Here is a 14,575-nt window from a genome sequence, read left to right on the forward strand (position 1 = left end):
TTCATGGCTCCGCCGCCGATAATGCGATAAATTATTCTTTTTATTAACAAAATAACCACAATTAACTCAAGGGTAAGATGCGTACTGAAAGCTTAACTGATATCGCCTATCGTCACTTTGTGGAGAGCGTAAAAGATTACGCTATCTACATGCTGAACGTTGATGGCACCGTAGCCACCTGGAACGAGGGGGCGCTGCGAGCAAAGGGATATCTGCGCGAGGAGATTGTGGGGCAGTTTTTTGGCGTTTTCTACAGCGATGCGGAGCAAAAAAACGGGCTGCCCGAGCGTAATCTGAATATCGCACTTAAAAATGGAAAATTTGAAGGGGAAGGCTGGCGCTATCGCAAGGATGGCAGCCGGTTTTGGGCTCATGTGGTGATTGATGCCATCTATGATGAGCATCACACGTTGTTGGGCTATGCCAAAATTACGCGGGATATTAGCGAGCAGAAGGTCGTGATCGACAAAATCTCGTGGCTTGCTCGCTACGATGCCCTGACCGGGCTCCCTAACCGAGTCGAATTCTTCAGTTTTGTGGAGAAACTGTTCGCTGAGTCTGACTATAACCACATTGCTATTTGCACGGTTGATCTCGATAAATTCAAAGAGATCAACGATACCGAAGGGCATCTGGTGGGTGACCAGCTTTTGCAGCGGGTTTCGTCCTCAGTGCTTAAAGCGATGGAAAAAGATGAGATAGTTGCCCGCTTTGGTGGCGACGAATTTGTCGCCGCGAAGCCTTACAACCACGACGACGAACTGCGTAATTTCACCGAGCGCTTGCACAGCTGTTTTGTCGGCAAACAGATTTTTGCCCACAGCGAAATTACCGTTAGCGCCAGTATCGGCGTGGCGGTTTACCCGGATGACGCCACGGACATCAATACGCTTATCAGCAATTCAGATCTGGCGATGTACCGTGCCAAAGCTAATCTGGATAACAAGATCTGCTGGTATGAAAAAGACATGGACGAAAAAACGCGGCTGCGTAACCTGATGGCCGCGGATATTCGCCGTGGGATCAAAGAAGGGCAGTTCTTCATTCATTACCAGGAGAAACGCTCGCTGAAAGATAAGGCGATTACCGGCTATGAAGCGCTGCTTCGCTGGAATCACCCGGAGCAAGGACTGATTCCCCCTGATGAATTTATCCCTATTGCCGAGGAAAGCGGGGCCATTGTTCCGCTGGGCTATTGGGTGATTGAAACGGTATGTAAAGAGTCGCTTGCCAACAAGCTGGACAAAAAAATCTCGATCAATATTTCTCCAGTGCAGCTGCGTAATCTCAGCTTTATCGACAATGTCCGTGACATTCTCATGCGAACGGCGTGGCCAATAACGCTGCTTGAGTTTGAGGTGACGGAGACGGCGTTCATCATTAATAAAAAGCTGACGTTTAATATCCTGCATCAGTTCCAGAAAATGGGGATCAGCATTGCGCTGGATGATTTTGGTACCGGATATTCTTCTTTGAGCACGCTGCGGGAATTCCATTTTGACGTCATCAAGCTGGATCGCAGCTTCCTGACGAACGTTGAAAGTAACTTCCAGGCGCGTTCCTTCGTTCGGGCGATCATTTCGCTCGGCAACTCCATCAATACGCCGCTAATCGCCGAAGGAGTGGAAACCAACGAGCAGCTACGTATTCTGGAGGAAGAAGGGTGTACCGAAATTCAGGGCTTCCTGTTTGGACAGCCGGTTGATATCAAAAATATTCATCGCTGAAAGGGCGGCAGAACAGCGGCTGGTACAAACCTGTGATCCACTTAACTCTCCGGGACTTCTGTGAGCTTCATTAACGCAAATCTGTGACGTGGCGCGTAATGTTTTTCTGCGCCGGGGCCGATGACCTTTGAAGGGAATTCCCCATACAAAGAGAGTCACGGACATGTCGATAAAAACTCTGACCCCACAAAACGGCGTGCGCTTCTGGCATCACATCCGGCTGGTGCCGCTGTTTTCCTCTATCCTCGGCGGCATTCTGCTGCTGTTTGCGCTATGCATCGGTTTCGCCAGCTATTTTCTCATTCAGAGTGACCGTGCGCTTCAGGACGTCACCGAAGAAATCCAGGTGCGAATGGGGCTGGCGGACAGCGCCAACCACCTGCGTACGGCACGTATCAATCTGATCAACGCCGGAGCCGCAAGCCGCGTGGCGGATATGGATCAGGTTAAGCAGAACGTGGCCAATGCCGAAGGGCTTATCAAACAGGCGCAGGCTGGCTTCAGCGCCTATATGGCCCGCAAGGTAAAAACGCAGGCAGACCAGGCACTGGACAAAGTGCTGCAGGATGACTTTGCCGCCTACCTTGAAAAAGGGATGAAGCCAATGCTGAAGTTCGCCAAAAACGGCATGTTTGAGGCGATCATCACCCATGAAAGCGAAGTGGTGCGCAAGCTGGACGGCGATTACGATGCCAAACTGCAGCAGGCCGTCAATATTCGCACCGACCGCGCAAACGCCCTGAGAGAACAGGCCGACAGCCGCACCCGCACCAGCGTGGCGTTGATGGCCGGGGCCTTTGCGATTGCGCTGTTTATGACCGTGTTCACCTTCATCATGCTACGTCGCGTGGTGATTGGCCCGCTGCAGCGCGCCGCGAAGCGAATCGAGCACATCTCCGGGGGGGATTTGACGCTGCCAGCAGAGGCGACCGGCAACAGCGAAATTGGCAAACTCAGCCAGCACCTGCAGCATATGCAGCAGCAACTGGTCAGCACAGTCAGCACGGTGCGCGAAGGTGCCGAGGCTATCTATCAGGGCTCGAGTGAAATTTCCGCCGGCAATACCGATCTCTCTTCCCGCACCGAGCAGCAGGCGGCGGCCATTGAACAGACCGCCGCCAGCATGGAGCAGTTGACCGCCACGGTGAAACAAAACGCCGACAACGCCCACCACGCGACAAAGCTTGCGGAAGATGCCTCCCAGAAAGCCAGCGACGGCGGGCGTATTGTGTCGGGCGTGGTCAGCACCATGGACAACATTTCAGCCAGTTCGAAGAAAATCTCTGAGATCACCGCGGTGATTAACAGCATCGCTTTCCAGACCAACATTCTGGCGCTGAACGCCGCTGTGGAAGCGGCAAGGGCGGGGGAACAGGGGCGAGGTTTCGCCGTGGTGGCAAGCGAGGTGCGAACGCTGGCACAGCGTAGCGCCCAGGCGGCAAAAGAGATCGAGGGGCTTATCAGCGAATCCGTGTCGCTGATCGACAGCGGCTCCCGCCAGGTGGAGCAGGCCGGTACCACCGTGACCGGGATTGTGGAAGCCGTTCGCCGCGTGACCGATATTATGCTGGAAATTGCCGCCGCTTCGGATGAGCAAAGCCGGGGCATTCAGCAGGTTGGGCAGGCGATACACGAAATGGATAACGTCACGCAGCAAAATGCCTCACTGGTGGAGGAGGCGTCAGCCGCCGCCGTTTCTCTGGAAGAGCAGGCCGCTCGCCTGACGGAGGCGGTCGGTACCTTCCGGCTGACGACAAGCTTCGCCGCTGCGCCGCAAAAACATCCCGTTATTTCGTCTCCAACATCTGCCCCGCCGCGCCCGGCGACGGCGTCTGCCGATAACTGGGAAACTTTCTGATTTACCTCTCGCGGCTCAGCAATGGGCCGCCTCTCACTTCTTTTAGTTTCGCTCCGCACGCTGTTGCGCCATGCCTTTAGAATCAGTAAGGTGTGCGCAAATTGACGAAATAGCCGGAAAAAACATGAGTTCAAAAGATCCGCTGCACGGCGTGACGCTTGAAGCGTTGCTTAACGCTCTGGTCGAACGTTACGGCTGGGCCGAAATGGCGCGGCAGGTAAATATCAACTGCTTTAAAAGCGATCCCACCATTAAGTCCAGCCTGAAGTTCCTGCGCCGTACGCCCTGGGCGCGCAAAGAAGTGGAAGAGATGTACATCGCCTCTCTGGATGAGCCTGAGACCGAAAACGACTTACCTGCGGACAGCCCCTGGGCTAACTGGCAGGCCAAAAATAAGGAATAATCATGCTAACCGGCCTGAATCACCTGACGCTTGCGGTGCGCGATCTGGCGCGGAGTCTGGCGTTTTATCAAAGCCTGCCGGGCATCAGGCTGCATGCGCGCTGGGACGCCGGGGCTTATCTTTCCTGCGGTGACTTATGGCTGTGTCTTGCTCTGGACGCAAAGGCCGGTGAGCGGCCCGCGCATTATACCCACTACGCGTTCAGCGTGAGCGCAGAGGCCTTTCCCCGAACGGTTAAGGCGCTGGAACAGCAAGGCGCGCGGGTCTGGAAAGACAACCGCAGCGAAGGGCATTCCTTCTACTTTCTTGACCCGGACAACCACCAGCTTGAGCTGCACGTCGGGGATTTAGCCAGTCGGCTTACGGCCTGCCGGGCAAAACCTTATCAGGGTATGACTTTTCAGGGCGTTGGCCTGACGGTGCGGCATGCCTCGCTGGAGGAGATCCTCGCGCTTTACCACCGCCTGCCCGAATTTGATGATTGTAAAAGCGTGGCGGATCTTCAGACTCGTCTCGCAACGAACCAAACCAGCCAGCTTATCGCCTGTGTCAACGGCGTTCCCGCCGGGTTTAAGCTCGGCTACGCGCTCGGTGAGACGGCGTTTTACAGCTGGCTCGGCGGCGTTTTACCTGAGTTCAGGCGGGACGGCGTCGCTCAGGCTTTACTGGTCGAGCAGGAAAAATGGGCGATGGAACAGGGCTTCTGCACGCTGACCGTGAAAACTCGCAACAAATTTTGCGGCATGCTAATGATGCTGCTTAAAAACGACTATCAGCTTATTGAGATTGAGCCGAAGGGCGACACGGACGATTACCGCCTGCTGCTGCGCAAGTCGCTGGCAGCCTGAAACAGCCCTTTCAGTCGCATCTGATTGGCGTATAGCCTTGACCGGGCTAGGCTACACGCTGGTTTTTAACCGGGAGGATCCCGCTCATGATGACATCTCCAACCTTGAGTCAGCCGACAATTCAGGCCGTTAATACGCTCGGCCAGTGGCTGGCGCAAAGCGATTTTACAGGCGCGCCGCAGGCACAGGATGCCGATCTGATTATCCTGGCCGGTAACGCCGTGATCCCAACCCTCGAGGCCGCGTGTGAGTTTGCCGCCAACAGTGAAAAACCGCTGCTCATCGCCGGCGGCATAGGCCATTCCACAACATACCTCTACGCGGAAATTGCTCGCCACCCGCGCTACAACACGATTCCAACCACCGGCCGTGCCGAAGCGGCGATCATCCAGGACATTGCCCACCAGTTCTGGAAAGTCCCGAACGAGAAAATTATTACCGAAGAGAAATCGACCAACTGTGGGGAAAACGCGCGGTTTAGCGTGGAGAAAATGGCCGAACATGGCCTGAGCCCCGAGCGTGTGCTGATTATTCAGGATCCGACCATGCAGCGCCGCACCGTGGCGACTTTTGCTCGGGTTTGGCAGGGCGACGCGCAGGCGCCGGAATGGCTAAGCTGGCCCGGTGTGGCTCCTGAATTAGTCGAGGGAGAACAGGGCACTGTTTTTGCCGGAGAAGCTGAAGGTTTATGGCCGATTGAGCGCTACGTTTCGCTGGCGCTGGGTGAAATCCCTCGCTTACGTGACGACGCAACCGGCTATGGCCCGCAGGGGCGGGACTTTATCGTTCACGTCGATATTCCCCCGCATGTGATGGCCGCCTGGCATGCGCTCCAGCAGGACATGGCGCTAAGCGCATTGATTCGCCAGCGGGGGCTGTAATCCCTCGATCTTGCCCTGATAAACGTTATGGCTAAAAAATCACACGCTGAAACAAATTAACGCCCATAATATGTTGATGTTAATACTCTTTTAATGTTTCTTCGTTATCCTGGCATTCAACGTAATTTCAGGGCAGGGTCTCTCATGCGGACTAAATATACCTCGGTACAGATTTCGATCCACTGGCTGGTTTTTCTGCTGGTCGTGGGGGCTTATTGCGCCATGGAGCTGCGTGGCTTTGCCCCGCGCAGCTACCGGCCACTGATCAACGCCATTCATTTCACCTGCGGCATTTCCGTGCTGGGGTTGATGGTTGCCCGTCTGCTGGTTCGCATCAAATACCGCGCCCCGGCCATTGTGCCAAAGCCGCATCCGGCGGCGATCGGCATCTCTCATCTGGTCCACACGATTGTCTATCTGATGTTTATTGCGCTGCCGGTGCTGGGCTTCCTGGCAATGTACTATCGCGGCAGTGACTGGGTGGCCTTTGGGTTAAACATGCCGGTGGCGGCGGTGCCGGACGAAGACATGGAGTTTAGTCTCAAGTCCTGGCATGAACTCCTCGCCAACACCGGCTATTTCGTGATTGGCATCCACGCCTTCGGCGCGCTGTTTCACCATTACGTCTGGAAAGACAATACGCTGCTGCGGATGATGCCCGGCAAGCGCCAGCGGCCCTGAGCGCCAGCCGCTAGCCTTTTGAATACTGCCGGGGTGAGCAGCCCATCACCCGCTTAAAAGCTTTACCGAACGCGCTTTCAGATTCATACCCCAATGCCACCGCAATACGCGCCAGGGAATCACCCGACTGGCGCAGCCTGTCGCAGGCCAGCATCATGCGCCAGCGCGTCAGGTAATCGATAGCGGATGCGCCCGTCACCGCTTTGAACCGGGCGGCAAACGCCGACCGCGACATTCCCACGCGCTCAGCCAGTTTTTCCAGCGTCCAGTTGAAAGCGGGCTCTTTATGCATGCAGGTCAGGGCCAGACTAAGCTGTTTATCCGCCAGCGCATACAGCCAGCCCACGGCGGGTTGCTGAGCTAAGTGCAGCCTCAAAGCCTGAATCAGCAGCATCCACGCAAGCTGCTGAATAATAAGCGCGCTACCGGGGCGAGGCTGGCGGACTTCATCGGACATTTGATCCAGCGCCCAGCGCATGGCGGCCTTACTTTCAGGTTTCTGAATGCAGACCACCGGCGGCAAAGAACTCAGCAGCAGATCGGCCGCTTCCCCGCTCAGCACAAAATGGCCGCCGACCAGGAAACAGCTTTCCTGCTGGCCGGGGACAACGTCAGGCCCCAGCTTGCCCGCCTGGCGCAGCGTGTAGAAATCTACAGGTGCGGCATCAAGCCCGGTCGCGAGGCAAAAAGGCGGCCCCGGCGGCAGGAGATAACAGTCCCCCGCCTGTAGCAGCAGCGGCTCGTTCATACCCTCAACCGAAAGCCAGCAGCGGCCTGACACCACGGCATAACACTTGATGCCGGCATGCTCAGGCCACTGAATGGCCATACCTTCATGCAGCGCCACGCCGCCGGAGGCATAGCTCTGGGGTTTCAGCAGAGAAAGCAGTTCAGACAGCGGATCCATAGCAACTCCGGACGATGAGACCAAAAATGGCGACTTTTGAACATTGTTCGTCTTTCTTCCCCTGTTTACAGTAAATCCCGTCGGACGGCAACTCAGTCCTCAGTGACGTTTTGGGGTAATGACTATGCGTATTTTTGTCACCGGTGCGACCGGTTTTCTTGGCTCGGCCATCGTGCAACGGCTGCTCGCCGCCGGGCATCAGGTACTGGGGTTAACGCGTTCTCAGCGCGGAGCCGAGGCTTTATCAGCCTGGGGCGCAAAAGCACATTATGGCGATCTGGATGACCTCGCCAGCCTGCAGCACGGGGCAGATCTTGCTGATGCCGTGATTCACACTGCGTTTAATCATGATTTCTCTAACTTTGTCGCCAACTGCGAGGCGGACGGGAAAGTGATTACTGCCATGGGGGACGCGCTGGTGGGCTCGGTTCGCCCGATGGTGATCACCTCCTTTGTGGCAATGGGCGCCACTGAACCGGGCCAACCGGCGACGGAAGCGGGGTATAACCTTCAGACGCCAAACCCACGCAAGGCCACGGAAATTGCCGGTGCCAGCCTGCTTGAGCGTGGCGTTATCGCCTCGTTTGTGCGGCTGCCACAGGTGCATGACACCTTCAGGCAGGGGCTAATTACGCCGCTTATTGAGCTGGCTCGCGACAAAGGCGTGGCGGCATATGTTGACGAAGGCAAAAACCGCTGGTCGGCGGTGCATCTGAGCGATGCTGCCCGTCTGTATGTTCAGGCGGTGGAGAGAGGCGTGGCCGGGGAGCGCTACAACGCCGTGGCGGAAGAAGGGATCGCGACTAAAACGATCGCCGAAACGATCGGGCAGGGGCTTGGTGTGCCGGTACGCAGCATTGCCGCCGACAAAGCCAGCGATCATTTTGGCTGGCTGGGAAATTTTGCCGCCCACGACATGTCGGCCTCCAGCGCCATCACGCAGCAGAAAACAGGCTGGCGGCCATCGGGACCCGGTCTGATTGAAGACTTGCAGAAGATGAAATACCGCTAATTACCCATCGCCCGGCCTAAAACCGGGCGATGGGCTGACAATCAGAAGCGAACTTCGCCACCAAAAATCCAGGTTCTGCCGCGGGCGGTATTCGCCCGGCTGGCGTCATCTCCAGGTCCGGGCATCATATTGAGCTTGTTCAGCGCCTCGGAGTAATCCCGGTTCATCAGGTTTTGTACCGTGAGTTTCAGCATCAGATTGCGGTTCACCTCATAAGTGCCGTAGAGGTCGATAATCGTCGGGATCTGCGGTAAATCCTCTTTAACGATGGCCCCGGTACGCTCATCGGTTTCGAAATCAGGCGACAGCCGCCGTGCTTTACCGGTGTACTTCACTATCGTCCCGAGGGTCAGAGCCTTATCGAAGAAGCGCACGCCGGCATCCAGCGTCATGTATTTCCGTGGCAGCTCGGTAATATCCCCCGCGCCAAAGTAGGTGCTGGCGATAGACGTGGGCTGGTCGGTCTGCTGCTGGCTGAAGGAGAGGCGACTAAAGGCGAAGCCTGCGTCGTAGTCCATCTCCAGCTCCACGCCGTGAGCGGTGACGCCGGTGGCCGAGTTCACGTAAATGTACATATTGTCGCTGTACTCGTCGCTGATGTCCGCCCAGTCATTGCCCAGGACCTCGGTCATATTGCATTTTCTACCGCCGGTGCAAACCTGATAAGACTCGCTGAAGATATAGTTCTGGATCCTGCTGCGGTAGGCCAGCGCCTTAAAGCGCAGCGAGTCCTGCTGAACGAGCAGATCTTTGGTGTTGATATTAAATCCGGCCTGCCAGGTTTCCGCGAGTTCAGGTTTTAAGAACGGGTTCATGGATGCGCCGCCGGAGTTGGAGAAAAACATCTCCTGAATATTTGGCGCACGCATCGATTTACTGTAGCCGACAAATGGCTGAAGCCACGGCGTAGCTTGGGCCGACAGCTGGACCGATGGGTTAAAACCACTTTCTCGTTGGTCAACGTCGTAACTTCCCTGGGGGACGCAGACAACGCGTTCGTCACAGGGCGGCTTATGCCCGGTAATTCGGTTGCGCGTGTAGTTGAGGTTAAGATCCGCCTGCCAGATACCGCGCGTCACCTGCAGTCCGGTGTATAACGCCGAAATATCCTGCCGCCCGGAAGGTGCGAATGGATTGTTTTCTATAGCCTCCTTGTTGGTTTTCTCATCCCCTGCGGCGGCATTAATAAGCCTGGTGTAACGGGTGCGCATTAGCTTACTGCCCAGCGTAAACGCCAGATCGTTATCGCCCAGGCTAAAACGGCTGGTATTGTTTATATCCAGCGCATCGGAACGGTTTTGCGCGGAGGTGCTGTAAAAAGTAAACAACGAATCATCCCGGTATTTCTGATCGCCGCGGCTGGTGCTGGCCGCGACGTTAAAATCAATTAGCTCAGAGAACGGGGCATAGTGATATTTAATATAATAATCGTTGCTGGTGATGTCCCGGCGGGAGAATCTATTTTTATAGGTTCTCGCCGACAGCTCGACACTATTAAATTCGTTGGGCTTAATATCCATTTTATAAAGCTGGGATTTCGGGTTCTGCTTCATGAATTTATCGTAACCAAACTCTTCACTATTAATGCCTGAGCCGTTCGAGAAATTAGAATAAATAGAACTGCCGCTGATGGCGGCCATTGCGCCCAAGCTCCCGGTGTCGCTAAAGGCGTCTGTTCTTCCGGCCGTCGCAATCATCCCGCTGCGCCCGATCCCGTTGCTGCCCACCGAGAAGCGCGACCGCAACCCGTAATCATTCCCCTTAAAAATCACGTCATCGACGCCGAGGGTGCGCATGTTTGCGCTGCCGGCAAGGGCGTTGATTCCCGCAGAACCACTGCTGTCCCCACGCGTAACGTCCACGCCGACCAGGAAATTCGGGTCGATAAGCACCCCGGCCTGGTTGTTAGTGGAGCCGTGAACGGTAGTGCCGGACGTTGTGGTGCCGTAAAAGCTTTGGGTAATGCCGTCCACCATTGTGTTAACCCGGCCAAAACCGCTCATCCCGCGAATGTTCACGCTCACCGTCCCCTGGCCAGGATCGATTTGGGTATAGGTGCCAGGCATACTGCGGAGCGTGGCATCCAGAGATTGCAGGTTTTTATCCGTGGCGCGGGAGCTGGTTGCGCCAGGTTTTTCCAGCGCCTCTTGTTCGCGGGTAATATTTCCGGCGGAAACATTAAGTGGGCTAAATACCGCCGAGCCTTTTTTGTCCCCGTTAGTTATTTCATCACTATTTTTTGCCAATCCGCTGGCGCTGAGCAATAACATGCCCGAGCCGAGAGTTACGGCCAGTTTATTAACGTTCATACGTGTCCTTGAAGTATTGTAATAAAATAAAAGTTATTTTTATTATTATGTTGCCTGAGTAGGCCTTCCCATTAAGGGAAGGCTTCCAGGTTAGTGCTGTTTATCTGCCTCCAGAATAAAACTGTATTCGAGGGCGGTATTCTCCAGGCGTTTTATTCGGCCTGATTTACCGCCGTGCCCGGCCTGCATCTCGGTCATCAGAAGGATTTTGCCGGAGCCCCGCTGGTTTTCACGCAGCTTCGCGACCCACTTTGCTGGCTCCCAGTATTGCACCTGCGAGTCGTTGAGGCCGCTGGTCACCAGCAGATTTGGGTAGTGCGAAGGCTTAACGTTGTCGTAAGGACTCCAGGATTTGAGCCGCAGATAGTCCGTCTTACGGTGTGGGTTGCCCCATTCGTCATATTCTCCCACCGTGAGCGGCAGGGATTCGTCCAGCATGGTTGTCACCACATCCACAAACGGCACCTGCGCCACCACGGCATTAAAGAGTGTGGGCTGCTGGTTAATCACGTTGCCCATCAGCAAGCCGCCAGCGCTTCCGCCCATGGCGTAAAGTCTGCCAGCCTGCCCGAAGCCCAACTTAACCAGGCCGTGGGTTGCATCGAGAAAATCATTAAAGCTGTTGGGCTTGTTTTCCAGCTTCCCTTGCTGATACCAACGCTGGCCAAGCTCACCCCCGCCGCGAACGTGCACAATAGCGAACACAAAACCGCGGTCCAGAAGGCTGAGTCTGTTGGCGCTGAAGGCCGGATCCATGCTCATTCCGTAGGCACCATAGCCGTAAACCAGCAGCGGGCTGTGGGCCGGTTTGAACATTTTTTTGTTATACACCAGCGAGACGGGCACCTTCACGCCGTCGCGGGCGGCGATCCAGATCCGCTCGCTGTGGTAATTCTCCGGCGAGGTGTTATTGACCTCCTGGCGTTTTAGCAGGGTACGTTCGCCGCTGGCCAGATCCCATTCATAAGCGCTGGTGGGCGTGGTCATCGAAGAGTAGCCATAGCGCAGCTTGCCGGCCTGTGGCTCCGGGTTATAGCCGAGCCAGGCCATATAGCTGGCGTCATCAAACTGTAGCGTCTGCTCACTGTGGTTCAGCCAGTTAATCTTGCGTATCTGGCTCAGCCCGTCCCGGCGTTCAGCCACCACCAGCCAGTCTTTAAACAGGGTGAATCCTTCCACCATTTTATTGGGTTGGGGCGCAACCACTGCCTGCCATTTGTCGCCGGGTGCGTGGCTTTTATACAGCCCAAAATTGGCGCTTTCCTGGTTTGCACGCAGGTAGAACTCTCCCTCAAAATGGTCGAGATAATATTCAATCCCCGGCCTGCGGGTGACGAAAAGTACCGGGGGTGTTTCGGGTTTATCCGCATCGATCAGGCGGGCTTCTGATGAGGTGCTGGCACTGAGCGTGATGATTAAATAGCGGTCCGAAGCCGAACGGGAAAGCCCAAGATAATAGCCGCCGTCAGCCTCTTGATAGACCAGCACGTCCTCGGCAACAGGCGTGCCGGGACGATGCCGCCAGACCTGCGAGGGCACCAGGGTTTGTGGATTATTGCGGATATAAAACAGGTAGCGCCCGTCATTAGACCACACCATATTCCCGGAGGTGTTTTCGATCGCATCCGGGAGCCATTTTCCGCTGTTCAAATCGCGCAGCGAAAGGCGATACTGGCGGCGGCCCGTTGTGTCCTCGGCAATCGCCATCATCTGATTGTCCTGACTGACGACCAGGCCATTTAGCTGGTAATAGGCCTGGCCTTTGGCACGCAGGTTGCCGTCCACCAGCGTTTGCCAGTCACCTTCGCCCCCGACGAGCTGCCGCTGGCTGACGGCGTATTCTTGCCCGGCCAGATAAACATCCTGATAGCGATAACCGTTTCGCTGGAAGGGTACAGAGCGGTTTTCCTGGCTCATTCGCGCCACCATTTCCCGATACAGCGTGTCCGTTAACGCTGCGGACGGCTTCAGTACCTCGCGGGCGTAATTATTCTCCTCCTCAAGATGACGCAGCACTTTCGCGTCGCTGCGGCTGTCATCCCTGAGCCAAAAATAGTTATCCACGCGAACATCGCCATGCTCAATAAGCTGGTGGGGAATTTTGGGCGTAGCCGGGGGCTGCGGCGCGTCGGCGATTGCCCAACGGGCAGATAGCGAACAGACGAGGAGCAGCGGGGTGGCTTTCCATAGTTTTTCCATGAGGCGTCCTTAATGTCGGGCGATGGAGCGCCCTGCCGAATATTCAGCATAAAGTTAACGTTCAGGTTGTGGGGCTTAGCGCTAGCTTCGGCTAAGTTCCGTCAGGTCGAAATTGATTGGCATTGTGACGTTATACACGCCTCCCTTTAAGCGCTCGACGGGCGGTTTCGGCAGCGGCTGGGCACGTTCTAAAACGGCCACGGCTTCCCGATCAAGCGAGCGCGTTCCCGATGAACCGGTTAGAGAACTGGCAACAACTTTGCCCGCAGCATCCACGGTAAACGTCACCACTGCGATGCCCGTTCTGGCACGCTGACGGGCGTCGCCGGGGTAGCGTTTGAAGCGGTTGAGATGGCCTTTGACCCGGCTCTCCCAGCTATCCTGCTGGCTGTGTTGTTTCTCGGCATCACTGTGGTAAGGCGCGGCAATACGCGAGGACACCACGCTGGGCTGAGGAGCGGCATTGGTCGAGATGGCCGCCTGGCTGCTGTCGCTGGTTTGCTCCCTGACGTTGCGCGGTGGGCGAGGTTTTTTCTTTTCACCTTCGGCAGCTTTTTTCCGACGAGTGACTTCAATCACCGCATCTTTGGCTATCGGCAAAGGCTGCTGTTGCTTGTCTTCAGCCTGCTGCTTTTCTTCTGCTGCCGCTGACTCCTGCTGGGCAATGCCCACCGGAAGCGGGACTGGTGTCGGCGGGGCTTCGATATCGTCGGCCCATTGCAGCATCACGGCGGGCGCAGGCTCCAGGGCAGAGGGCGTGTCAGACACCTGCCAGATTAGCGCTAAAAAAAGGCCTCCGTGGAGAAGCAGAGACAGCGTAAAACCCGTGCCGCTTCTGCCCGCCAGAGAAGGCGTCAACGTGTCTGTCATCGACGGTTACCGTTTTGCCGGAGCAGGCGCAACAAACCACACATAATCAGCCTGCTCTGCCGTGATATTCATGCCTTTTTCCGCCAGCATCAGCACTACCGGCTTCGAGGCGGGAGACAAGTCCTCCATATGCAGCGGCACGCCGATGCTCCTGGACGCATGATATCCGCCCGCAATCAGTAAAGCGGGCGTTGGGGCGCTCAGCAACTGTTGGGCCATATAGCGATCGCGCTGCTGCTGAATCGCCAGCATTGACGTCAGCTGTTGGCCTTCGATGTTGCCCCCGTGCATGGCAATAATCGTTTCTTTCAGCGCGGCCTGTACGGCGGGCACGGTTGATTTTTTCCCTTCCGGGAAGCGCGGGTCTTTATAAAGACGCATTATCTCATCGCGGTTGATATTGGCGTTGAGTAAAGGTGAGGGCGCGTGCAGGGCTTCGGTCACGACGCCGCCATACATCTCCCACGGCCAGCCTTTCTGCCAGTGAAGCAGTTCCTGAATGCGGCTGTCCCGCACCTGCGGCTCCTCTTTGAGCCAGGCCTTCACCTGGGTGACGCGCGGCTGTTGGCTGGCGGTTAGCATCTCCAGCAGGACGCTGCCCTGAGGACGCTCTTTTTGCAGATTCTGCAGCAGCCAAAGCTCAATCTGGTGATGTTCGGCGTTATCGTGCTTTTCGCCGACGATAAGCCGCTGAGCGCTGGCGAGTTTGGCCAGCAGCTGTCGTTCTGTCAGCGTTTCGCCACTTTGTAAATCAATGATTTGCCCATGCGTGACGGCGACATGGCTTGCCGCTTGAGGCGAGGGAGAGGTTTGGCTGCAGGCGCTGAGGCCCAGGCTGGCTAACGCTATCAAAGACGTAAGGATCAATTTTTTATGCATA

At 56.1% G+C, this 14,575-nt stretch carries 12 protein-coding genes and 1 pseudogene; 8 read left to right on the top strand and 5 right to left on the bottom strand.

Annotated features, from left to right (window positions below):
- Window positions 1-77 precede the first annotated feature (77 nt).
- From AAIE02_RS06385 to cybB, 7 genes and pseudogenes are all read left to right on the top strand, one after another.
- Window positions 78-1,727, top strand: coding sequence for an EAL domain-containing protein (locus AAIE02_RS06385; protein WP_166992735.1), 1,650 nt, complete (start codon window positions 78-80; stop codon window positions 1,725-1,727).
- 163 nt (window positions 1,728-1,890) lie between these two features.
- Window positions 1,891-3,585: a methyl-accepting chemotaxis protein gene (locus AAIE02_RS06390; RefSeq protein WP_498532185.1), complete on the top strand. Its 1,695-nt coding sequence runs from the start codon at window positions 1,891-1,893 to the stop codon at window positions 3,583-3,585.
- Window positions 3,586-3,709: 124 nt separating this feature from the next.
- Entirely contained in the window at window positions 3,710-3,988 is a 279-nt protein-coding gene (locus AAIE02_RS06395) for a VF530 family DNA-binding protein (protein WP_166992729.1), read from the top strand.
- Between the two features lie 2 nt (window positions 3,989-3,990).
- A pseudogene (gene fos / locus AAIE02_RS06400) lies at window positions 3,991-4,389 on the top strand (fosfomycin resistance glutathione transferase); the annotation flags it as partial.
- Window positions 4,381-4,836 (top strand): GNAT family N-acetyltransferase, encoded by a 456-nt coding sequence (locus tag AAIE02_RS06405; RefSeq protein WP_498532670.1) that lies wholly within the window; start codon window positions 4,381-4,383, stop codon window positions 4,834-4,836. The pseudogene fos and the gene AAIE02_RS06405, both read left to right, overlap by 9 nt.
- Window positions 4,837-4,922: 86 nt before the next feature.
- Window positions 4,923-5,717 (top strand): YdcF family protein, encoded by a 795-nt coding sequence (locus AAIE02_RS06410; RefSeq protein WP_336981019.1) that lies wholly within the window; start codon window positions 4,923-4,925, stop codon window positions 5,715-5,717.
- Window positions 5,718-5,861: 144 nt separating this feature from the next.
- A complete protein-coding gene (gene cybB / locus AAIE02_RS06415) occupies window positions 5,862-6,398 on the top strand; it encodes a cytochrome b561 (RefSeq protein ID WP_336709606.1) in 537 nt (178 codons plus the stop codon).
- Between the two features lie 10 nt (window positions 6,399-6,408).
- Here the strand turns inward: cybB and AAIE02_RS06420 are convergent, their stop codons facing one another.
- Window positions 6,409-7,305 carry an AraC family transcriptional regulator gene (locus AAIE02_RS06420; protein WP_008459185.1) on the bottom strand — a complete coding sequence of 299 codons (897 nt, stop codon included), beginning with the start codon at window positions 7,303-7,305 and terminating at the stop codon, window positions 6,409-6,411.
- A gap of 124 nt (window positions 7,306-7,429) precedes the next feature.
- Here AAIE02_RS06420 and AAIE02_RS06425 point away from each other — a divergent pair, with 124 nt between their 5' ends.
- On the top strand, window positions 7,430-8,317 hold the full coding sequence (locus tag AAIE02_RS06425) for an SDR family oxidoreductase (protein WP_498532186.1): 888 nt from the start codon (window positions 7,430-7,432) through the stop codon (window positions 8,315-8,317).
- 41 nt (window positions 8,318-8,358) lie between these two features.
- Here the strand turns inward: AAIE02_RS06425 and AAIE02_RS06430 are convergent, their stop codons facing one another.
- The 4 genes from AAIE02_RS06430 to AAIE02_RS06445 form a co-directional block, all read right to left on the bottom strand.
- The gene (locus AAIE02_RS06430; RefSeq protein ID WP_498532187.1) at window positions 8,359-10,626 is read right to left on the bottom strand and encodes a TonB-dependent receptor domain-containing protein; all 2,268 of its coding nucleotides are present in this window, start codon (window positions 10,624-10,626) and stop codon (window positions 8,359-8,361) included.
- A 90-nt stretch (window positions 10,627-10,716) separates the two neighbouring features.
- The gene (locus AAIE02_RS06435) at window positions 10,717-12,825 is read right to left on the bottom strand and encodes a S9 family peptidase (protein ID WP_336981024.1); all 2,109 of its coding nucleotides are present in this window, start codon (window positions 12,823-12,825) and stop codon (window positions 10,717-10,719) included.
- An 81-nt stretch (window positions 12,826-12,906) separates the two neighbouring features.
- Window positions 12,907-13,695: a cell envelope integrity protein TolA gene (gene tolA, locus AAIE02_RS06440; protein WP_336709597.1), complete on the bottom strand. Its 789-nt coding sequence runs from the start codon at window positions 13,693-13,695 to the stop codon at window positions 12,907-12,909.
- A 6-nt stretch (window positions 13,696-13,701) separates the two neighbouring features.
- Complete coding sequence (locus AAIE02_RS06445; RefSeq protein WP_336981027.1) at window positions 13,702-14,574, bottom strand: ChaN family lipoprotein; 873 nt, start codon at window positions 14,572-14,574, stop codon at window positions 13,702-13,704.
- Window position 14,575 lies beyond the last annotated feature (1 nt).

The sequence above is a fragment of the Cedecea sp. Ae19-4 genome, from assembly GCF_059801165.1.